Here is a 21,269-nt window from a genome sequence, read left to right on the forward strand (position 1 = left end):
GTTGCTGATCGCCGTTAACGTGGCTTGTAGAGTGTATTGGTAGATCATTCGCAAAACGTTCGACTACTAAGTTTCTGCAGACCTGAGCAGACTATCCAAGTTAGGCATTGAAAAAATCTGCTCTATTCAAGCACCGCCAGATTGCTTTCACTCACCGGTCAGCTTGTCCATCCCCGATTGCAGGCGGAAGCTCTTCAGGATGTTGAGGAAGTCTTCCTTGCTCTGCTGAATAGTCCTGACTTGTGTCGAAGCGTAACTCTCGGCTTTCAAGACCATGCTCGGTTTCCAGCCTGTATTCTCGGTACCGGCGCCGTTTTCCAAATGCTGGTCCTCGATGCTTTTTTAACAATTTACTGCGTGTTAATAATAGAGCTACTCTTTCGGGTAATACCTGGTAGGGGCCGCACGCTTTCCAATGTATGGATTAATTGATCTTTAACATTTTCAAAGCTTAGTGGTTGATCGTTTGTGAAACTCTCGACTTTTAGGACAAGTGCAGGGCCGGTTTCAGAGTTTGTATGTCCTGCTGTGAGAGTGAAACGCTCCTTTGTGCCAATTTTTCCGGTTTCTGGATTGATCCCTTGATAGCGGGAGCCACCGATTACCCCGTCGACGGTACCAATTTTTGTGGGTTCGGGACCGAACCGATTCAACTCAACTGCGCTCGGAAAAGGATTTGCGAACATCGAGGAAGTTAATAGAGGCAACAGCTTGATACCTTTGTCACTTTTATTACTCAAACTCAAGCTATAAAGAAGATTGGAGTTATTAATAGGGTGCCATGCAAGTGTAATAGCGTAATTATCGGTACCATTGTCGCTAATGTAACCGAAAGGCAAGCAGAATCCCGGTTCTTGGGGGATCTCGAACTGCTCTCGGGCACGGAAGTTTTGCAGGATTTCACGGGCTTTTGGTTCAATTGTTTTTAATGTTTGCTCAGTGTTCAAACCTGAAATATTGGGAGTAGCAGTAAATCGATAAATTCGCTCGTTGCGCCAAAGTAATGCAGTCAGCTTTCCTGGCTTCCAGGTAATCTGGGCCTCGGGGATATTCCAGTCAACGTAACGCTCTTGTTCATATTGCGGGTCAGTCGGATAGTTATTGAGTTCTTTTTGATAAACTTTAAGTTCCGCCTTGAGCTTCTCGGTTGGGCGGCCACTTTCTTCAAAAGTTTCAACTTCGTCTTCTAGAATGAGAATTTTTGAGTGGAGTTTAGTTAAGTGCTTCTGATCATCTTCGAGTGCGTATTGTTTTGACTTCAGAGATTTAAATTCTTGCGGGTTATTTTGCTCTAGTTCCCAAGTCAACCGCTGCTTTATGGCGCTTACTTTATTTTCAATGACACGAGTTTGCGCCCCCTCAACATCAGGGCCGTGGCGATCTTTAAGTTGCTGGAAAATTGCCAGTGTTGTTTTGGGACTAACTTCAATATCAAACAAGAAGCCATCTTTTTTGAAGGGGCTGTCGCCATAACTAAGCTGCTTGTCGCTGGGATCAATATTGGGTGAGTAGATACCAAACTTTGGAAAGTTCCAGTGTCCACCCGCGACATGCCATTCAATGTCGCCAAACACTTCGAATTGCGTACGTCCGAGGCACTCGGTGTGCAATTGGCGCTCCACTTTTGCATGGGCAACATTCGTATCTGCGCTTGCTGAATTTACCCAAGCATCTAAAGACAGCGACACTACCAGCATCAAGAATAGCGGGCGCATTAGGTTCTTCCCCTGTTATTGATATCTGGCGCTATCACTGCATAGTGCTGAGATGTCGCTCCATCACGCATTGGTTCAATTTTCGCCAAGATCGTAAGATTGAATCCGGAGTTGTTATTTTCGTACTTTGTCCAGTAAACCGGGAGCGCTGTGATGAAGCCATATATAGAGGTCGGAAGCTCACCGATCACAGGTTTGTTCCAGAACTCTTTCTCAAAGGGCATAGCATTGCTTGTACTTGCGGCAAGTGTGCCAGAGGATGCAGGGGGAGTAGCCTGTACCTGACCCCATTGTGGCCATATCGATGCATTATTGCGAGGAATGTGGAGGAACGCCTTTTCATAGGCGTCTGCATTGCTTTTGGCTTGGAGCTGGATGGCTTGCCACGTCGCGCGCGCAGCGGGTGTTGCAATAACCTTTTCCAAATCGCTGGCAGGTTTTACTGAGTTCTCCCGTGGCTGCACATCCAGTGCGAAAATTTTCCGCCATAAATTGGTTCGCAGCTGTTTGATTTGAGGACATACGGGATACTGTGATCGGCCATTGATCGACGTTTGAAGGGACGCTGATCCAGCCACGATGACAGCCAATTCAGAATCTCGATCTCCCATTTGGCTGCGGTCGTTTATGTTGGCACTGCCTAGAATGGCGATCCGATCATCGGCAATCAACAATTTGCTGTGGATATAAATTTGTTCAGTCACAGGTTGACCACCGAGCTTCTCCCAAGAGCGCAGATTCAACAGGGTTAGATAACGACTCCAGTCCTCATCCTCGAATACTTTCCTAGTCTCGCTTCTTTTTTTGGGAAATTCGATGGCTTCAATAGCTTGATCCTCGGTTTTACCTCTGTCCATCTGAGCCTTGATGGCCATCGCTCTTTGGATACGCTGGATCAGGCTTTGGTTTCCCAGTGAAATGCTTTGCATGGTCAGGTGAACTTGCGTCATCAAGTTCAACGCGTTTAATGGTCCTTCCGGATGAACGGGAAGCACCATGTAGACATGGAAGTCTTCGCCCATCTCAATTGCACGCTCAATACGATCAGCCAGCGCCTCGCAAAGAGGATTTTTTAGAGCGCTTTGTGGCGTTTGCATGCCTTTGAGAGCTTCGATAGTGGACTGATTACTCAGCACCTGCGTCATTCCTAGCGTGAAGGTTTCCGCTTCCTTGCTGCGAATCATTTTTGCGAGTTCGAAGTAGTTCACATTAGACAAGTTTTTCGGATTATTTTTTATATCCTCCAACCGCAGGCGTTCCTTGTACAAGTCATAGCCAGGCAGGCCCTCAATCTTCATCAAGCTTTGCATCGGGCCCGCAGTGACTGCTGCAATGTCAGCACTATCCTCGCCATACGCACTCTGAAAAAACTGGTTCTCAATGTAAATGAAATGCTGCGCCCCCGAGATCGCTTGCAGCATGGCCTGCATGCAATTTGCCTGAACGCCTGTCGGGGCGGAGGCTGGAGCTTTGGCGCCTGACTTGCTGGCGCCCTGGCGTTCTTCGGTTTGCATGCGCAGCGGAGCGCTTCGCAGTACTTGCATGCTCATTTTGCCCTTTGGTGCGACACGTTCGGGTTGCGCGAGGTAGCGCGGTTTGAACGGGACAGGCTCTAGGTTTTTGTCAGCGAACTTAAGCAGGCCTGCCAGAGCGCTCGGCATCTTCTGCACTTTGCCGTCGAAGCGCGCCTGCAGACTGTTCCAGCGATCGATGAAGTTGCGAGACAGGTCATAAACCGAGCTGCCTTCCAGGCGCATGTGCACGTCATGCCAAGGCATGCGCGGTTGTTTGATGCTGTCGAGCATCATGCCCCCGGGTGGCAGCAGGCGAGTCGCGGGGTCAGCCAGGTACGAATAGGGCTGGCCCGATTGAGCATCGCTCAATCGGTCGAGAACCGAGTGCAGGTAGAGGACAAAAGGTGTGGAGATCTGTTCGAATTCCGTCATCGCCTTGGCGGTGATAATCGGCGTTGGCGTGTTGTTGAGCCAGGCATAAAACGCGCCCAGCCCTGTTTGCTGGATCCACAGACTGGTGAGTTCGCTGCCCTCGTTCAATAGCTGCTCGCTGATTTGACCGCCGGACTTTATGACTTGGCCAGCCCAGGCGGACAAGTCTTGTTGAAGCTTGTCCGCCTGCGGAGCAGCGCGCTCTACCCAGGTCTGCACTTCACCCTTGAGGCGGGTGACCTGAGTTTGCAACTTGGCGCGACCCGGCTGAGTGACCGCGGTCACCGCAGGAATTTTCTGTTGCGCGCGCACCAGCCAGTTCTCGACGCGCTGCTGAATGGCCGAGGCTTGCTCCGGTTTGTTCAGCGCCACACCGATGGCCTCGCTGATGGATTTGGCTTCCTGGCGCAGTTCAGTCAGGGCGCTGTCGGTTTTTTGCAACGTCTGGACTTCATGATCAATGGTGCCGACGGCGCCATCAAGCGAGGTCTTCCATTGGCGCAAGCTTTTCTTCCAGCCTTCCAGATTGTCCCCGGTCAGCTGTTGCTGGATGAACTCGGCAATGTAGATCACGCCACCGGTAGAGTACGCAGCACCCGCACCGAGCAAGCGCAGGCCGTCCTTGCCCTTTTCGGCGAACCATTCGCCGGCGTCTTTCTTAGCCTCGCGCAGAACGTTGAACATCTTGTTGTCCTTGGCCCATGCCAGCTTGCGCTGGGCCTTGCTCAATACATCACCCTCCATCAAGGCTGCGCCGATCAACTCGACGGTGGTCATGTACGGGTATTGCTTGTGGGCTTCGATTTCCTTGATCGGCGGGATGCACGGGTTGTAAAACTCGTTGGCGGTTCGGCCTTCGGCGGCCAGACGAAAGTTGTTGTCATCGCGGCGCCCGTAGGCGAGGTCGATCCCACCGACGTAGGCGATTTCGTTGTCGATCACCACCATCTTCTGGTGATGGGAAAAGAACAGACCGAGGGTGCCCATGTCGCTTTGCTGGATCGCCGGCAGGCACCAAACTTTTTTCTTCGCGAGACCGGCATTCAGAACAAACGCGGCCACCATGGTTTCCAGATCACCGGTATCAACAGCGGCCTTCGGGGACAGCCAGGGCATGAGGTAGATGTCCGGTGCTGCGCCTTTGTGCAACGCATAATGCAAGCAGTCCCACAGCCGGGTTTCGCCCTCCAGCCGCACTTCGTAGTTGATCTGCCAACCGGAAATGAAGATGGACTTCTTGGCGTTTTTTATCGCGTTGGCGACATCTTTGAAGTAGTCACTGCCGGTGGTGAAAAACTTCACTTCGTTGCCCGGGCGCTCAGGTGAAAAAGCTTCGCCGTATTTGGCATTGCCTTTGATGAACCATCCGGGAGCGGAAGTAGCGGTGTAGGCATCGCCGTCTTTTGAGTTGAGCTGGTTCAGTTGCTTGGGCTGAACGCCGTTCAAGTTGCTCATGCCTTAAACCCCTTTAATTTTTCGAAGAGTGCAATGCCGTCGGTCAGTGACAAGTTTTCGAAGGCGCTGAGTTTGTCTGTGCCGGCTTGTTCGTGACGGGCGTTGGTGTGGGGCTCGCTGCTGAAGTCCATACTTGCCAGTGCCAGCAGTTCACGCTGTTCCTCAGACCAGCCGGTGTCGGTATGTGCCTTGAGCGCGACACACTGGCCTGGATACACCAGCCAGAACATTTCCGGATTTTGTGGGTATTCGAGAGAAAGCTTTTTCTGAATGGCATCGGTAAGAGTGACTTTGCCTTCGTCATCGGTTTCGCCTTTGGCGATGACGTCGCTTTCCGCCACACGACCGATTTTTTTCCAGGTCGGCTCGCTCATTTTGATGATGCGCCACGGTGTGTTCGCCAACGCAAAGGCGCCGTCCCCCGGCCGGTCGGCCAGACGAATGTCAAAGCGCAGGTTCTTCGGCTCGACCGGCGGGACGGGCGTTCGGGCATTGCCCTGCGCGCGATCCATCAGGTTTCCGGCCTTGTCTTTATCCGCGAGTACCGGTAGCACAGGCAGCAAGATCGCAATCCCCGAACCTGTTCCCGCAGCCCCGCCGGCGTTGATCTTCACCAGCGGCCCGACGACGGTGATGCCGCCGGCGTCGAGTTTGATAAAGCTGCCTCCCGCGTTGATCGTCAATTCCGTTCCCGCCTCGATCACTATCTTGTCGCCAGACTTCAGGTGAATTTCTTGCCCGGCATAGGTCAACTGAGCCGTGCCCAGTTTGATGTGCTGGTTCTGGCTCACGCTAAGGTGGTCGTTGGCTTTGACTTCAATCTTGCGATCGGAAATCGTGGTGCGGTGTTCTTCAGCCTTGAGCTCGGTGTATGTGTTCTTCTCGACGGTATCGTGACGTTCATTCCCGACCCGAATCTTCTGATCGTGCTCTACGTTTTCATCCCAGTCGCGCTGCGCATGAATGTAGATCTGCTCCGCACCTTTCTTGTCTTCAATGCGCAGTTCGTTGTAGCCGCCGCCCCCCGGCGAGCTGAGTGTCTTGAACACGCTGCGCGTCTTGTTCGCCGGCAATGCATAAGGCACCGGGTTTTCCTTGTGATACAGGCAGCCGGTGACGAGGGGTTGGTCGGGGTCGCCTTCGAGGAAGGTGACGAGGACTTCCATGCCGATGCGCGGGATGCTGATGGCGCCGTAGCGGTCGCCGGCCCAGGAGCTGGAGACGCGCATCCAGCAGCTGGTTTTGTCGTCGGCCTGGCCTTCGCGGTCCCAGTGGAATTGCACCTTGATGCGGCCGTATTGGTCGCAGTGGATTTCTTCGCCTTTGGGGCCGGTGACGTGGGCGGTCTGGCTGCCGAGGACGCGGGGTTTCGGGTGCTCGAGGGCCGGGCGGTAGAACACGTCCCACGGAGTGGCGAGGAAGGTGTTGCGGTAGCCTTGGTGGAAGTCGTCCTTGTTGTCGGTGGTGTCGCTGGTCACGCCTTCTTCGAGGACTTGCGGCTGTTTGCCTTCGTGGACGATTTCGGTGAGCAGCCACAGGTCGTTCCATTCGCTGCGCGGGTGGTCGGACAGTTCCATGAAGTGGCCGCTGACCAGTTTGGTCTGGTCGCCGCGACCTTCGGCCTGGCGGTAGTCGGCGCGGTGGCGTTCGAGGGCGCGCTGGCTGAGGAACTTGCCGCGCGCGCGCTCGATGAAGCGGCCGGGATAGTCGTAGTCTTCCAGGTCCGGCTCAGTGCTTTCACCCTCCGGTTTGTACGCCGCTTCCATTTGCAGGCGCGGCTTTTCGAAATCGTAATCGCGGCGGGTGACGCGGCTGGTGCGGGTTTCCAGGCGCAGTTTGAAGCCTTTGATCACCGGTTCGTCGGCGACCATCCCGCTGCCTTGTACGTACGCAGTGGGCTGGCCGAGTTTCTGGAACACGGTCTGGTCGTCGCCGAACACCAGCAGGTGAGCTTTGTCGCTGTGCTGGAAGTGGTAGTGAATGCCCTCCTCTTCGCACAGGCGCTGGACGAAGTGCAGGTCGGTTTCGTCGTATTGCACGCAATAGTCGCGATCCGGGCACGGCTGGCTCAGCTGGAAGCTGTAGGCGTTGCCCTTGATGCCGTGTTCTTCGAGGATCAGCGCGATGATTTTCGGCGCCGACATCTGCTGATAGATGCGCTGGTTGGTGCGGTGATGCAGGTATTGCAGTTGCGGCACCATCGACACTTTGTAGCGGGTCAGGCGCTTGCCGGCATCGCCTTGGGCGACGCGGTAGATCTGGCCGTGTATGCCCGAGCCTTGTGGATCGAAGGCGAGAAAGGCCTGCTTGTGCAGGAGCTTTTCCAGGTCCAGATCCGGGTTCTCGCTGACCAGTTCGAGGTCGAAGCGATACGGCTGGCTGATGCCTTCGGTGCCGGTGAACGACAGCACTTGCAGGTCGCCGACATAGTCTTCAACCGTCAGGCTGAAGTGGGTCTCGTTAGCTGAGTTGAACATAAAGTGCTCCCTGTTCGAATGTCATCCGTTATGCCCGAAACCGCAGACGTTGCAGCCAGGATGAAGTGGCGCCCAAGGCGTCACGCAATTGTTGGGCAGTGATGGTGCGCTCTGCCGGGTCGAAGCTCAGCGCGGTTCGCAGCGCTGGCCAGCCGTGTTTCGGTAAGTTCGCCGGGGCTTGCAGCTCGCGCTCCAGGTGCTCGTCGCGGGCCTGGGTCGAGGGCAAGCGGCGGAACGGGTGTTTGCCGCTCGCCAGTTCATAGATCACGCAGGCCACGCCGTACACGTCCGCGCTGGCCGACAACGGTTGGCCCTCAAGCAGTTCGGCGGCGGCGTAGCCCGGGGTCCAGGCGTTGAAGCGCTCGCGGCTCAGGTGTGGCAGACCGGGCAAGGTGCCCTCTTCTGCCTGGCCCAAACCGAAGTCGAAGAGGCGCAAGCCGTCTTCGCTGAGCATGACGTTGCTCGGTTTCATGTCACCGTGCAGCACGCCGCGACCGTGGGCATAGGCCAACGTGTCGAGCAGCGGCAGGACGATGTCGCGCAGTTCTTTCCACGGCAGGCCGAGAGGCCGCTCGCAGAGCAATTTGTCCAGGGTCAGGCCACGCATGTATTCCATGGTGATAAAGGCCCGCTGGCAGTCGGTGTCGACTTCAAAGGTGTGCGCACGCACAACGTTGTCGTGGCGCAGGCGTCGGGTCAGCGCGAACTCGCTGTAGAGCAAGGCACTGGCGTCCGGCGACTCGGCAAATTCTTCGCTGAGGATTTTCAGCGCAATGTAAGGGTCGGGATCACCGAACTGTTCATGCAGCAGATCCCTTGCCCGGTAGACGGCGCCCATACCGCCCGCCCCGAGCAAACGCTCGAGGCGATAACGGCCCGCCAATACGTCCGGCAGTGCACCAATGCTGGCCTTGGTAGGCGCCAGCAAAGGCTCTGCAGTATTGGGCTTGGCGAAGGCGAAGTAGGTCAGGTTGCTGGCCTGTTCTTCACTCATCAGCAAGTCATCGATGGGCGATTCGATTTCACTCATTGGCGGATCACCACGGCAGTCAGGTTGTCGCGAGCGGAACCCCGCAGGGCACCGTCGAACAAACGTTCCAGCGCCACATGCGGCGCGCTGAGGCTGAGGGCGGTGCCGAGGGCATCGCTGCTCAGGCCCTGATACAAACCATCGCTGCAGAGCAAAAACGCATCGCCTGGATAGACCTCGAGTTCCAGTACATCCAGGGTCAGCGTGTCGGCCGCGCCGACAGCTCGGGTCAAGGCCTGGGCCGCCGGGTGCGCCGCCGCTTGTTCGACGCTCATTTGCTGTTCGTCGATCAGTTGCTGTTGCAGCGAATGGTCTTTGGACAGCTGATACAGACGCTGCCCGCGCCACATGTAACAACGGCTATCGCCGGCCCAGATGCAGGCCGCGCGATTGCCTTCCACCAACAGCGCCACCACGGTGCTGCCCATGATGCTGTCGTGACGGCCGGCAGTGACGGTCAACTCCTGCCCCAAACGCCGGTTAAGCCAGTGCAGGCATTGGCGGATGGCTTTGAGGCGTTCGTCGAAGTCGTCGTGTTGCGGCAGTTCAGCCAGGCTGGCGACGATCAACTGGCTGGCGATGTCGCCACCCTGATGACCGCCCATGCCGTCCGCGACCACCCACAGCCCCTGCTGCGGAAGGTCGAGGAAGGCATCTTCGTTGCGCGCCCGCACCTTGCCCGGGTCGGTACGCGCCGCGCTGCGCCAGGGACTGGCCACCAGCATCAGAGCTGCACCGGCATACGGAAGGTGCGCAACACGCCGAGGTCGAACGGGTTCGGCGAGCGTTGGCTGGTCAGCAGGTAGTTGGCGCGCAGGCCACCTACGTCAGCTTTCAGCACCAGCACGTCGCGACCGCTCAGGTACTCGGTTTGCATCAGGTCGAACAGACGGAACAGCGACCATGGGCCGGAGTTCTTCTCGATACCGATCGGACGCCCGGCCATTTTGTCCATGACCAGACTGGTGCGGCCGTCTTCAGCATCGGTCGGCCATTTGAACGACATTGGCAGGATCGGGCCATGACGGTATTCCATGGTCTTGTCGCCGAACTTGAACTCGGAACGGCTGACCGCCGGATCGAGGGTGTACGGCTCCAGTTTGAACTGCACGGTCGGTTCGGCCGGGTTGATCGAGAAGAAGCTCTGACGAATCGTCAGCGCAGCCGCCATCTGATCGAGGTAGACCTTGGACACCGGCAGGCTGTGGCCGTCGACGCTGCGCATCCGGTAGTTGCCCGGATCACCGCTGACGAACGGACGCATGTAGCTGTCGAAGAAGCGGTCGACGGTGCCTTGCGCGCGGAAGAACTCGCGGAAGTCGCTGATCGCCACGTCGCTGGTGCTGCTGGCGCTGAACGGATAACGCTTGCTGATGGTTTTGCCATACACGCTGTACAGCTCGTTCTGATAACGGCCGTTCAGGTATTGGTAAGCATCGTTGAGCACCAGGCGCCAAGAGTCTTCGGCCAGCACGTTGAACCACACGCTCAGCGGACGCGGCAGACGACCCGAGGCTGCACGCAGGTTGGTCAGCGCATCACGCTGGCCGCTCATGCGGGTTTTGGCCATTTCGAACGCGGCTTGTTCCGGCGTACTGGAACGGGCCAGACCGGACAATTGCAGTTGCAGATCGTTGAGTGCGCTGAGGGCTGGAGTCAGGTCAGCGGCCGGGCCGTTGTTGTCATCGAGCAAACGATGCAGCGGCTCAAAGCGACGTTGCAGGGATTTCTTGGCGGTGTCCGGCAGGTTTTTCGCGACGCTCAAGGCCGAAGCCTTGTCCGCTGCGGCGGCTGCCAGTTTGCCGACTTTACCCAGTTTACCCTTCTGCCCGGCCAGCGCATCGGCGGCTTCGCCCGCTTCGTCGACCGGGTCTGCGGCGGCCTCGAAGCGCGTGTTTTCGCGCACTTCCGTCAGCAACGCGAGCACCGGCGAGTTGGCCGAAGTCAGGCCCGCCAGTTGCTCGGCGCCTTCACCGGCGTCGCTGATCGGTGGCAAGGCCACTTGGCCAACGGCCTCGCTCCAGTAGTTGGCATAGTCGCGGAAATACAATTGCTCCAGTTCGACCATCAGGCGACGCAAGTCCATGTCGCTGATGCCCGCGCCTTCACCCAGTACCCAGTTGTCACGCAGGATGTCGGTGACCAGCGCCGAACCCTGTACCGAGAAATACTGCTGATAACCGGTTTGCGTGTAGAAACCCGGGATCACGTACTCGGTGCCGATAAACAGCGAACCCTGCGGGCCGAGGTGTTGGCTGAAACGGTATTCCGGCAGGTTGCGCGCCTGCTCACGAAGCATGCGATAGACCACGGTGGCCAGCGATTCGCTGCGCAGAACCTGACGCGCCTGGGTCACCAACTGATCGTTCAGCGGGTAGATGAAAGGTTGCTTCAGCAGGCGTTCGAGGTGGACGTTCAGGCCGTTCTGCACCGCCGTGTTGCCGGTGTAGCGTTGCGACCAGTCACTTGCGATCCAGTCCTTGAGCCATGCGGCATCGCGGCGATCCTTCATGTTCAGCATCAGGTACGCGCGCAAGCTGTTGAGCAGCTTTTCGCGGTCCTTCATGTTGGTGCGGATCTGCCCTTCGAGCATCGTGGCAACCCGTGGCAGCAGTTGCGCTTCGAGCTCACGCTCGTACGCCGCTTTGACCGACGGATTGATGTCTTCGCCCTGATACAGACCGCCGCGCTCGTGGTACGACACGTCGCCCTTCTTCGGGAACACCTGAGTGGCGGCGTAGCTGGTGTCGAGGGTTTTCAGCACGCCCATCGCGTCATCACGCGGGGTCAGCGCCGAGCGCTGCTGAGTCCAGTTTTGCGCCAGTGTGCGCAGGTTTTCCAGACGCTCGTAGTTGGCCGAGAATCCGCCCGCCCAGAGCATGCCGAACAGTGCCAGCGCCGCCAGTGCGCCGACATACAGCGCACGCTGGCCCCAGTGGATGCGGCTGCGTTCGCGTTTGTCCAGACCAGCCAGATCGGCCTCCGGGAAAATCACCTGGCTAAGCAGGTGGTGGATGAAGCGCGAACGACCGCTGCGCAGCGTCGGCAGCACCCCGGCATTCATGCCGAGGCTGGCGCCGATGCCGGCGGTGGTCGAATCCATTTCCTGGGTCAGGTGCGGTGCACTGGTCAGGTAGAAACCACGCAGTTGCGTTGCACGCTGATAGCGGTTGCCGGTGAACGCCATGTCGACGAACAGGCACAAACGCTCGCCGATCTGCCCCAGTTGATGCGGGAAGTCGAGGATGCGACCACGGCGCTGGGTATCGCGCTCGGAGTGCATGCGCATGATCACCTGGCTGTTGAGGCGACGCAGCAGTTCTTCGAACTCGTTGCGCAGCACAGCCACGTCGGTGCCGACCTGTTCCTTGCGGAAACTGGTGCCCAGCACCTGATCGCTTTCTTCGCGGGTCAGTTGATCGAAGAACTCGTCGAAGCCGAGCAGCTTGTCGGCCTTGCTCAGGACCAGATACACCGGCACATCGACGTGCAGCTTCTGATGAATGTCCTGCAGACGACCGCGCACCTGGCGCGCCAGGGTGTCGATGTCCTGCTCGCTGCCACCGGTGAGGGTTTCCACCGGGATGGTCACCAGCACGCCGTTCAACGGACGGCCGCGACGACGCTTGCGCAGCAACTCGAGCAATGTGCGCCAGGCACTGCCGTCGACTTCTGCGTCCGGTTGGGTGGTGTAGCGCCCGGCGGTGTCGATCAGCACACCGTGATCGGCGAAGTACCAGTCGCAATGACGGGTGCCGAGGGTGTCGCGGGTCAGCTTGCGATCAATCTTGTTGATCGGGAATTCCAGACCGGAAAAGTCCAGCAGGCTGGTTTTGCCAGAGGCTTGCGGACCGATCAGCAAGTACCACGGCAAGTCACTGCGCCAGCGCTCGCTGCGACCACGATACAGGCTCGACGTCTTCAGGGTTTTCAGCGCGTCTTTGAAGCGTGCCTTCAACTCTTTCTGCTCGTCGTCGATCTGCTCTTCACGGCGGATACGATCCTGGCCGTCTTCGCTTTCTTCGACAGCTTTTTTGCGGATACCGGCGCGCCAGCTGACGAAGACCATGGTCAGGCCCCAGATCAGGAACAAGACGCTGATGGTCAGCAGACGCGAGGTCGCGCTTTCCCAGAACTTGTAATCATCAACCGCCAACAACGGGCCGACGAACCACACCAGCAGTGCCGCGAACAGCACCAGCAGCAGGGTCCAGACCCAGGTCTGGCGCAGGAAGGCGCCGACTTTCTTGAAAAACTTTTTCATCACACGTCCCTGTTTACGGCTGCGACTGCGGTTGAACCGCGGCTGGATCAAGCGGCTGGTATGGTTGCAGAACGGTTTCGCGCTGCTCGCCCAAGACCCAGGCGAAGCCCGAATACATCACCACCAGACAGACGAAAGTGAACAACACCACCATCCACGCCGGCACGATGCGCACCAGACTGCGGCGCTGATCGTTGAGGCCTTCCCAGTGCGGCGACAACTCACGCGGCACGTCGCCACGCAACTGACGGATCTGGCGGTACAAGGCATCGCGGATGCCTTCAAGCTCGAGCATGCCACGCGCCTGCACGCGGTACTTGCCCTCGAAACCGAGGGACAGGCACAGGTACATCAGCTCGAGCATCGGCAGGTGCTTGACCGGGTTCTTTGACAGCCGATCGAGCAGCTGGAAGAACTTCTCGCCACCGAAGGTTTCGTTGTGGAAGCTGCTGAGCAGGCTCATCTGCGACCATTCGCTTTCGTTGCCCCACGGCGTGGTCACGACGGCTTCGTCGACCACGGTGCAGAGCACGTAACGCGCGGCCATCACCTGGCTGCTTTCGGCGCCGTTGTGCAAGGCGCGCACTTCAAACAGCTTGAGCCCGGCGGTCAGGCGCTCATTGAGCGCGTAGAGGTCTTCGCGGGTTTCGCTGTGCTTGAGGCGTACCACTTCCGAGAGCAGTTCGGAGGACGCGGCCACCAGCGAATTGAGGCTGATATTGAACGCCTCCGCCGGGCGCAGGCGCGCGGCGTAGATCATGCGTTCTTCCAGTTGCTCGAAACGCGGCGGCGCAGCGAAGTCGGTCAGCGGACTCGATGCCGGTCCGTGGCCCTGACGATCGAGCAGGACAGTTTTGTCGTCCTGGTTGTAATCCGTTTCCTTGATCATGTCGGTCAGTTCCTGATGGCCCAGAATTTCAGTTCAAGCTCGGCAAATTCGCCGGACACGTGGAACGCGAAGCCGCCGGAGCGCTCGAGTTGTGCCAGGTCTTCGGAACTGAGTTCGAGGATGAAATAGGTTTTGTTGGAGTGGAACGCGATCTGCCGCGGGGCCACCGGCAACGGTTTGACCTTGATCCCCGGCAAGTGCAGGTTGACCAGTTGGCGGATGCGCTCCACCGGGCCGACCTTGAGGTGCGCCGGCAAGCGGTGGCGCAGTTCTTCGGAGTCGCAATTGGCACTGGCTGCCAGCACGAACGAGGCCGAGCCCAGCAGTTTGTGGTCGTGCAACGGCGACACGATGATCCCGTACTGACGCGCCTGCAGGATCAGTTCGATGGCGTGCTGTTCGAGCACCATCGACAGCACCTGACGGATCGCTTCCATCAGTTTGCGAAAGCTCCCGCCCTGGTCGGCGTGGGAGTAGCGGCTGTCCAGACGCGGACGTTTGCTCTCGCCGGAGAAGGTCGCCAGATCGCCGAGCATGGTCAGCAGCGTGCGATACAACTCTTCCGGGTGCACCTGCTCCAGGCCCAGATAGTGGCGCAGCAGCAGTTCGGTGCGGTTGATCAGTTGCAGCATCATGAAGTCACCGACCTCGGCGCCGCCGACCTTGCCGTTGGAGCGAATGCGCTCGGCAATGGTGTCGCCCCGGTGGTTGAGCATGCTGATGACTTCTTTCAGACACGACAGCAGATAGCTGGACGCGTGGGCCTGAATGTAAGTCGGCACGAAGTCCGGATCGAGGCTGATCACGCCGTCGGGCGTGGTGTCGAGCACGTCGCAGATCTTCAGCTTCACGTAGGCCTGATCGCTCTGCTGCTCGCCGAGCAACAGTTTGAAGTCCGGGCGACCACAGCTGACCTGGCTGGCGGAATCGTCGCCGGCGTTGGAGTCGGCCACTTCGGCGTCATACGCGGTGTAACGCGCCAGCACGTCGGACTGCTCCGGACGGCGCGACTCGATGTGGTTACCCGTGACCAGCGGCAGCGCCAGATAGATCGGCGTGTTGCCGGTGTTCGGCGGCACATCCAGCGCCAGCGGTTCGGTGTTGCCACCGAGTTCGAACAGGCTGCCGTCCGGCAGAATCCCCGAGGCTTCACTGATCACCAGTTTGCCCATGTTGAGGAACTGCAAGTCGATCTCCAGATTGAGGAAACCCCAGGTGTAGCCACCCAGCAATTGGGTGCGGGTTTTCATCTGGTGATCGTAATAGCGATCGTTGTGCTGGAAGTGCTGCGGACGCAGCAGCATGCCTTCCTGCCAAATGACTTTATGGGTATTCATGATCAGTCATCCGCCTTGGCGAGCACTTGATTTGTGTTGCGGATGCCGGTCTGGTCCAGAGTCAGATCGACTTCGGTGACTTCCAGCGGAGTGATCTGCACCGTGTGGCGCCACTGGCTTTCCGGCAAGTCGCGGTAAGCGGCGAGAACGCCAACATAAAGGCTGCCCTCTTCCACCTTGAGCTTCATTTCCACGGTTTCACCCGGGCGCAGTTCGAGTTCTTCGCTGGCCACCAGATCCGGGTTGAGGGATTCCTTGGCGCGCTCGTAAAGGCTGAAGAAATCGGCATTCTCGAATGTCACCGGGTGCTTGAGCTCGAACAGGCGCACCACAATCGGCGACGGGCGACCGTTGAGGTCCGGGTTGAGCTGATCGCTGCCGGTCAGCTTCAGGTTGATCTTGGTCACTTTCGAGTACGGCGACAGCGACGAGCAACCGGCGAGCAGCACCAGCACGGTGAGCGCAGTCAGCGTCTTGAAAAAAGCGGTCGAACGGCGAGACATGCGCATCATCCTTGGTGGTCGGTGTGGAGGGTGGAGATCAGGCGGATCTGTTCTTCGTAAGCCTGGGCGAAGTCGCGGGCCAGCAGACGCTCGCTCCAGTCATCGTCCTGACGCAGCGCCTGGTGATAACGACCAAACGCTCTCCAGCGCCCGCCGGACGTCGCGATCAGCGGCTTGCTGTCGCGCTCGAAACGCAAGGTCAGTTGCTCGGGCGAGAAGTGCTCCAGCGTGCCGCGCACGGCGGCGCGGCTAGCGGTCAGCAGTGCCACTTGATGCGCCTGCAAATCGCGGAACGCGCGGGAGATGGCTTGCTCGGCCGGCAGATGCCCGGGCTTGCTTGGCTGCAACAGAATCTCCAGCGCTTCGCTCGGATCGACGGCGAATTTCAGCGGGTTCTTGTTGGTGCCTTGCACGGTGGTCTGGGCCAGACGCAGTTCGTTTTTCAGCTCCGAGCGGGTACGCAGGCTCTGCTGCAAACCGCCGACGCTCTGACGCAGCAAACGCGCGGCGTTCAGCGCCAGGGCTTCGCGTTCGTCGTGGCTGAGGCCTTTGACATCGACACCCAGCGCAGCACCGAAGTGCTCCCAGAAACCTTCGCTCTGACGCTCGACGGCTTTCGGTGCCGGAGCGGGTTCAGGTTCTGCGGGCGCGGCGATCAGCTCCGGCACCATCAGGCTTTCCATGTCGATGCGCGCGTAGTCGGCACGCTGACGGGAGTCTTCAGGTTTGGTGTTCGGCGCCAGCAGTTCGTCGATTTCCGAGTACACGCGCTCTTGCTGTTCGAGGGCGTTGAGCGGGTCGAGATCGAGGAACGCGTCGTCCGGAATGATGCTGCCGGCCGCACGCGGACGGCCGACTTCGCCGTCGAAGGTCGCCGGGTCACGCACAAGACGCGCGCGAATTTCGAAGTCGCCGAGCACGTAAGTGCTGCCGTGCTCGATGCGCATCGGTTCGCCCTTGTGCAGGCGTGCGCCGCTTGTGCCGTCCTGAATACCGTTGCTGCTGGTGTCGGTCAGGAAAAACGTGCCTTCGCGGTAGCTGACAATCGCGTGGTGATTAGACAGATGACGCTTGCGGTCAGGGATGATCCAGTCGCAGTCCTCGCCCCGTCCGATCACGCCGCCGGCCTGTTTGAAGGTCTTCTGGCACAACTCGGTGGGCACGAACTGCTTGGTGTTCAGCATTTCGAAAACCAGTTCCATGTTTGATGCTCCTTGCGGTCACTTGCCGCGATTGACCGCTTGCGGATCACCCAACGGGCGATAGTCGTTGTCGTTGAATTTATAATTGCCGCTACAGCCGCCAAGGCCACATAGAACGACGAGGGTCAGCAGGACAGCGTGCCAGTGACGAACAGACATCAGAGGGTCTCCAGGGGTAGACAAAGCACAAAGCGCCGACCCTTGCGGGCGGCGCTGAAACAGGTTTTTCGGGGAGAAAACGATGATCGTTGCCTACCCATCGAAATCTCCCAGATTGATGTTCAACCGCCCGAGGCGGTATAGCAGGGTGCGGCGTGGCAGGCCCAATTCGCGGGCGGCGAGGGTCTGGTTGCCGTCGTTCTTGCGCAGGCAATCGAGCAGCAATGTGCGTTCGACCCGCTCCATGCGCTCGCGCAGATTCAAGCCGCTGTTGTCTTCGGGCATCGGCTCCATACGCAGGGCAAAATGCTCGGCCAGTAACTCACCGCCCTCGCACAGCAACACCGCGCGCTCGACCAATGCCTTGAGTTCGCGAACGTTGCCGGGGAAGGTGTAACCGGACAAATGTTCCAGCGCCGGGGCCGACCAGCGCACCGGATCACGCTGCAGGAATGTGCAGGTCTTTTCGGCGAAGTGCCGCGCCAGATCGAGGATGTCGCCTTCGCGCTGACGCAGGGCCGGCAGTTCGATGGGGAATTGCGCGAGGCGGTAATACAAGTCCTCGCGGAATTTGCCTTCGCTGACCAGCACTGACAAATCGCGGTGCGTCGCGGCGATGATGCGCACATCAATCTTGTGCGTGTCGTTGGAACCCAGCGGGCGGATCTCGCCCTCCTGCAACACGCGCAAAATTTTTGCCTGGAGCGACAGCGGCATATCGCCGATTTCGTCGAGCAACAGCGTGCCACCGTTGGCCGCATCGAACAGCCCGGCGCGGTCGCGGTCGGCGCCGGTGAACGCGCCTTTGCGATAGCCAAACAGCTCGCTTTCCAGCAGGTTCTCGGGGAACGCCGCGCAGTTCTGCACGATGAACGCCTGAGAACGACGCGGCCCGCAATCGTGAATCGCCCGCGCGACCACCTCCTTGCCGGTGCCGGTCTCGCCGCGCAACAGCACGGTGTACGGGCTGTGCAGGACTTTGCTGATCAGCGAATAGGTCTGGCGAATCGCCGCGCTTTTGCCGATAAGCCCGTAACCGCTGATGCTCGGCACGCTGCGTACCGCTGACGCCTGAACATCCAGTGGCTGGCGCAGGCGTTGCAGCAAGTGCAGCTGGCCGAGCACGAACGAGCCGAGCTGGCCGAGCGAATCGGCAAAGCCTTGCAGATCCACGCGACGACGGCTGGCACACAGCAGCAGACCTTCCACAGCCTTGTGCTGATTGACCAGTGGCACGCACAACAATGATTGCCACGGCGAAGACGCGGCCGGCAGGAAACTGGTTTCGTGCAGGCTGGCGCCAAGGTCGTCGAGGCACACCACGCGGTTCTGGCACAGGGCGAACTGCAGCAATTGCTCACCGTTGTAATCCGCCGGCAGGCTCGCCGCCTGGCGCGGTTGCAACGCGCCGTCGAGGCACTCGGCGTTCATCCCAAGGCAGGTGTGGGTGGCATCGAGCAGATACAGCTGCGTCAGTTCGCAACCGCTCAGCTCGGCAAGCCCACGCACAAATTCACCCAGCAGCGCAGCACCGTCCGCCGCACGCGACAGGCTGGCAAACTGCGCCAGCAACGCTTCGGCGTAAGCCAGCGGCTGCGGCACTTGAGTGAACATCACGCCCACCTCAGGCGAACTCGCACGTCACGCTGGCGTTGCCGTCGAGCGTGGCATGCACGCGCTTGAGGCTTTCACCCGTGGCCATGGCATCGAGCAAGCGATCGGCTACCAGCGGCAGCACATGCTGATCGAGCAGATGGTCGATCAGACGCGCGCCGCTGTCGCTTTGCGTGCAGCGCTCGGACAGATGATCGACGAGGTTCTGGCACCAGCTGAAATCCAGCTGACGACGGTTCAGGCGCTCGCCCAGGCGACCGAGTTTGATCTCGATCAGCTCGCGCAAGACCGGGCCACCGACCGGGTAGTAAGGCACCACTTTCATCCGCGCCAGCAGGGCGGGTTTGAAATGTTTGCTGAGTACCGGGCGAATCGTCTCTTCGAGCACTTCGGCGGTCGGCCGCGCGCCGCCTTCGCAGAGGTCGCTGATGCGATCGCTGCCAAGATTCGAGGTCATCAGGATCAACGTGTTGCGGAAGTCGATCTCGCGACCTTCGCCGTCGTTGGCCACGCCTTTGTCGAAGATTTGGTAGAACAGGTTGAGCACGTCCGGATCAGCCTTTTCGACTTCATCGAGCAGCACCACCGAATACGGTTTCTGGCGCACGGCTTCGGTGAGCATGCCGCCCTCGCCGTACCCGACGTAGCCCGGTGGTGCACCGATCAGGCGGGAAACGGTGTGCTTCTCCTGGAACTCGGACATGTTGATGGTGGTAATGAAACGGTCGCCGCCGTACAGCAGGTCAGCGAGGGCCAGCGCGGTTTCGGTTTTACCGACGCCGCTCGGGCCGACCAGCAGGAACACGCCGACCGGCGCGTCAGGTTTGTTCAGGCCCGCAGCAGTGGCGCGCATCGAGCGATCCAGTGCGTGTACGGCCTGCTCCTGACCACGAATGCGCGTGCGCAGGTCGGTGGCAAAACTGGCGACCTTGGCGTTGTGCTCACGGGCCAGTTGCGCCAGTGGCACGCCGGTCCAGGCGCTGATCACTTCGGCGACCAGACGCGGGCAGACTTCGAAGCTGACCAGGCGTTCTTTGACCTGGGCGGCGGTGAGTGCGCTGTGGGTTTCGTTGAGTTGGGCTTCCAGCGCTGCGACGCTTTGGCCTTCTTCGACTTCAGCGGCCAGGGTTTCGATGACGGTGCCTTCGGCGTCTTCCTCAACCGATACGGTCGGCTCGACGGCAGCGGCTTCGCGCGCCTTGGCCAGTTGCTGACGCAGGTCCAGCAAGCGCTCGGCCAGTGCCTTCTGTTCAGTCCACAGGGTTTCCAGCGCGACCATTTCGTCTTCGGCTTCTTCCAGTCGCGCTTCCAGTGCATCCAGCGCTTCGTGGTCGATCAGCAAACCGGCCTCGGCATCGCGGCGCAGGGCCTGACGCTGGCGGCCACCTTCGGCCAGTTCGCCACGCAGACGCTCAAGGCTTTCCGGGGCGGCGGCGAGGCTGATGCGTACGCGGGCGCAAGCGGTGTCGAGGACATCGACGGCTTTGTCCGGCAGTTGCCGACCCGCCAGGTAACGCGCGGACAATTCAGCCGCCGACACCACCGCGTCGTCACGCAGGTAAATGCCGTGGCTCTTCTCGTAGACCTGAGCCAGGCCACGGAGGATGGTCACCGCTTCGCTGACGGTCGGTTCGTGCAGTTGAACTGGCTGGAAACGACGGGCCAGCGCCGGGTCTTTCTCGAAGTATTTCTTGTACTCGGCCCAAGTGGTCGCAGCGATGGTGCGCAGTTCGCCACGGGCCAGTGCAGGTTTCAGCAGGTTGGCCGCATCGGAACCGCCAGCGTTGCCGCCCGCGCCGATCAGGGTGTGGGCTTCGTCGATGAACAGAATGATCGGTTTTGGCGAAGCTTTGACTTCGTCGATCACACCTTTTAGACGACGCTCGAATTCACCTTTGACGCTGGCGCCGGCCTGCAACAGGCCCATGTCCAGCGACAGCAGTTCAACGCCCTTGAGCACTTGCGGCACTTCACCGGCAGCGATGCGCGAAGCTAGACCTTCGACGATGGCGGTTTTACCTACACCAGCCTCACCGACCACAATCGGGTTGTTCTTGCGGCGACGAGCGAGGATGTCGACCATCTGACGGATCGCGCCATCGCGGCACAGCACCGGATCGAGTTTGCCGTCGCGGGCCTGTTGAGTCAGGTTGTGAGTGAAGCGCTGCAACAGCGATTCGCCCTGCGCGGCCGGTTTACCGTTGGCCGCCGGTTGCTCCTTTTGCGACAGGGCAAATTCTTTCAGGCGATCGATATTCAGCTTGGCGAGCAGCGGCTGATAACGACTGCCGGCGTAACGCATCGGGTTGCGCAGCAGGGCGAGGATCAACGCAGCGTCTTCGACCTGAGTCTGGCCCAGCTCGAGGTTGGCCACCAGCAGCGCGTCTTGCAGCCATTGCACCAGTTCCGGGGCAAATACCGGGTTGCGCGAAGCACTGTGTTCGACCCGCGATTGCAGCGCGGCGCTGAGTTCACCGGCATCGACATCGGCGTCCTGCAACGCGCGTGCGAGCAAGCCATTCGGACGCTCCAGGAGGCCAAGCATCATGTCTTCGACGAGGATCTTGCTACCGCCACGGGCTACACAGCGCTCAGCCGAACGCTCCAGATCACGACGGGTTTCGGCGTCCAGCGCCTGAATGAGTTGTTGCAGGTCTACGTTGATCATGGCTCACGTC

The 21,269-nt window shown here is 59.3% G+C and carries 14 protein-coding genes; all 14 read right to left on the reverse strand.

Annotated features, from left to right (window positions below; genetic code table 11):
- Positions 1-147 precede the first annotated feature (147 nt).
- Positions 148-276: a hypothetical protein gene (locus tag H8B20_RS28080; protein ID WP_274611385.1), complete on the reverse strand. Its 129-nt coding sequence runs from the start codon at positions 274-276 to the stop codon at positions 148-150.
- A 74-nt stretch (positions 277-350) separates the two neighbouring features.
- Positions 351-1,715, reverse strand: coding sequence for a hypothetical protein (locus tag H8B20_RS11670; protein ID WP_210623203.1), 1,365 nt, complete (start codon positions 1,713-1,715; stop codon positions 351-353).
- Positions 1,715-5,116, reverse strand: coding sequence for a hypothetical protein (locus H8B20_RS11675; RefSeq protein WP_210623204.1), 3,402 nt, complete (start codon positions 5,114-5,116; stop codon positions 1,715-1,717). Before H8B20_RS11675 ends, H8B20_RS11670 begins: the two co-directional genes overlap by 1 nt.
- Positions 5,113-7,593, reverse strand: coding sequence for a type VI secretion system Vgr family protein (locus tag H8B20_RS11680; RefSeq protein ID WP_228732679.1), 2,481 nt, complete (start codon positions 7,591-7,593; stop codon positions 5,113-5,115). Before H8B20_RS11680 ends, H8B20_RS11675 begins: the two co-directional genes overlap by 4 nt.
- 28 nt (positions 7,594-7,621) lie before the next feature.
- Entirely contained in the window at positions 7,622-8,623 is a 1,002-nt protein-coding gene (locus H8B20_RS11685; protein ID WP_210623205.1) for a serine/threonine-protein kinase, read from the reverse strand.
- Complete coding sequence (locus H8B20_RS11690) at positions 8,620-9,348, reverse strand: PP2C family protein-serine/threonine phosphatase (RefSeq protein WP_042561783.1); 729 nt, start codon at positions 9,346-9,348, stop codon at positions 8,620-8,622. The genes H8B20_RS11685 and H8B20_RS11690 overlap by 4 nt, the downstream gene beginning before the upstream one ends.
- A complete protein-coding gene (gene tssM / locus H8B20_RS11695; protein WP_210623206.1) occupies positions 9,348-12,887 on the reverse strand; it encodes a type VI secretion system membrane subunit TssM in 3,540 nt (1,179 codons plus the stop codon). The genes H8B20_RS11690 and tssM overlap by 1 nt, the downstream gene beginning before the upstream one ends.
- A gap of 13 nt (positions 12,888-12,900) precedes the next feature.
- Positions 12,901-13,776 (reverse strand): type IVB secretion system protein IcmH/DotU, encoded by an 876-nt coding sequence (gene icmH, locus H8B20_RS11700; RefSeq protein WP_042561785.1) that lies wholly within the window; start codon positions 13,774-13,776, stop codon positions 12,901-12,903.
- 5 nt (positions 13,777-13,781) lie between these two features.
- The gene (gene tssK, locus H8B20_RS11705) at positions 13,782-15,113 is read right to left on the reverse strand and encodes a type VI secretion system baseplate subunit TssK (RefSeq protein WP_007920300.1); all 1,332 of its coding nucleotides are present in this window, start codon (positions 15,111-15,113) and stop codon (positions 13,782-13,784) included.
- 2 nt (positions 15,114-15,115) lie between these two features.
- Positions 15,116-15,616 carry a type VI secretion system lipoprotein TssJ gene (tssJ, locus tag H8B20_RS11710; protein WP_210623207.1) on the reverse strand — a complete coding sequence of 167 codons (501 nt, stop codon included), beginning with the start codon at positions 15,614-15,616 and terminating at the stop codon, positions 15,116-15,118.
- Between the two features lie 5 nt (positions 15,617-15,621).
- Positions 15,622-16,818, reverse strand: a complete 1,197-nt coding sequence (gene tagH / locus H8B20_RS11715; protein WP_210623208.1) for a type VI secretion system-associated FHA domain protein TagH — start codon at positions 16,816-16,818, stop codon at positions 15,622-15,624.
- Between the two features lie 18 nt (positions 16,819-16,836).
- Positions 16,837-16,977, reverse strand: a complete 141-nt coding sequence (locus H8B20_RS11720; RefSeq protein WP_003229566.1) for a hypothetical protein — start codon at positions 16,975-16,977, stop codon at positions 16,837-16,839.
- A gap of 93 nt (positions 16,978-17,070) precedes the next feature.
- Positions 17,071-18,591 carry a sigma-54 interaction domain-containing protein gene (locus H8B20_RS11725; protein ID WP_210623209.1) on the reverse strand — a complete coding sequence of 507 codons (1,521 nt, stop codon included), beginning with the start codon at positions 18,589-18,591 and terminating at the stop codon, positions 17,071-17,073.
- A gap of 10 nt (positions 18,592-18,601) precedes the next feature.
- Positions 18,602-21,259: a type VI secretion system ATPase TssH gene (tssH, locus tag H8B20_RS11730; protein WP_042561790.1), complete on the reverse strand. Its 2,658-nt coding sequence runs from the start codon at positions 21,257-21,259 to the stop codon at positions 18,602-18,604.
- Positions 21,260-21,269: the final 10 nt, after the last annotated feature.

Origin of the sequence: Pseudomonas sp. P42 (assembly GCF_017973755.1) — a bacterium.
In the GTDB taxonomy this organism is placed as follows: Bacteria; Pseudomonadota; Gammaproteobacteria; order Pseudomonadales; family Pseudomonadaceae; genus Aquipseudomonas; species Aquipseudomonas iridis.

Bases quoted from the DNA above. Each gene is read 5' to 3' on its own strand.
- H8B20_RS28080 (WP_274611385.1), bottom strand. From the start codon at position 276: ATGGTCTTGAAAGCCGAGAGTTACGCTTCGACACAAGTCAGGACTATT.
- H8B20_RS11670 (WP_210623203.1), bottom strand. From the start codon at position 1,715: ATGCGCCCGCTATTCTTGATGCTGGTAGTGTCGCTGTCTTTAGATGCT.
- H8B20_RS11675 (WP_210623204.1), bottom strand. From the start codon at position 5,116: ATGAGCAACTTGAACGGCGTTCAGCCCAAGCAACTGAACCAGCTCAAC.
- H8B20_RS11680 (WP_228732679.1), bottom strand. From the start codon at position 7,593: ATGTTCAACTCAGCTAACGAGACCCACTTCAGCCTGACGGTTGAAGAC.
- H8B20_RS11685 (WP_210623205.1), bottom strand. From the start codon at position 8,623: ATGAGTGAAATCGAATCGCCCATCGATGACTTGCTGATGAGTGAAGAA.
- H8B20_RS11690 (WP_042561783.1), bottom strand. From the start codon at position 9,348: ATGCTGGTGGCCAGTCCCTGGCGCAGCGCGGCGCGTACCGACCCGGGC.
- tssM (WP_210623206.1), bottom strand. From the start codon at position 12,887: ATGAAAAAGTTTTTCAAGAAAGTCGGCGCCTTCCTGCGCCAGACCTGG.
- icmH (WP_042561785.1), bottom strand. From the start codon at position 13,776: ATGATCAAGGAAACGGATTACAACCAGGACGACAAAACTGTCCTGCTC.
- tssK (WP_007920300.1), bottom strand. From the start codon at position 15,113: ATGAATACCCATAAAGTCATTTGGCAGGAAGGCATGCTGCTGCGTCCG.
- tssJ (WP_210623207.1), bottom strand. From the start codon at position 15,616: ATGTCTCGCCGTTCGACCGCTTTTTTCAAGACGCTGACTGCGCTCACC.
- tagH (WP_210623208.1), bottom strand. From the start codon at position 16,818: ATGGAACTGGTTTTCGAAATGCTGAACACCAAGCAGTTCGTGCCCACC.
- H8B20_RS11720 (WP_003229566.1), bottom strand. From the start codon at position 16,977: ATGTCTGTTCGTCACTGGCACGCTGTCCTGCTGACCCTCGTCGTTCTA.
- H8B20_RS11725 (WP_210623209.1), bottom strand. From the start codon at position 18,591: ATGTTCACTCAAGTGCCGCAGCCGCTGGCTTACGCCGAAGCGTTGCTG.
- tssH (WP_042561790.1), bottom strand. From the start codon at position 21,259: ATGATCAACGTAGACCTGCAACAACTCATTCAGGCGCTGGACGCCGAA.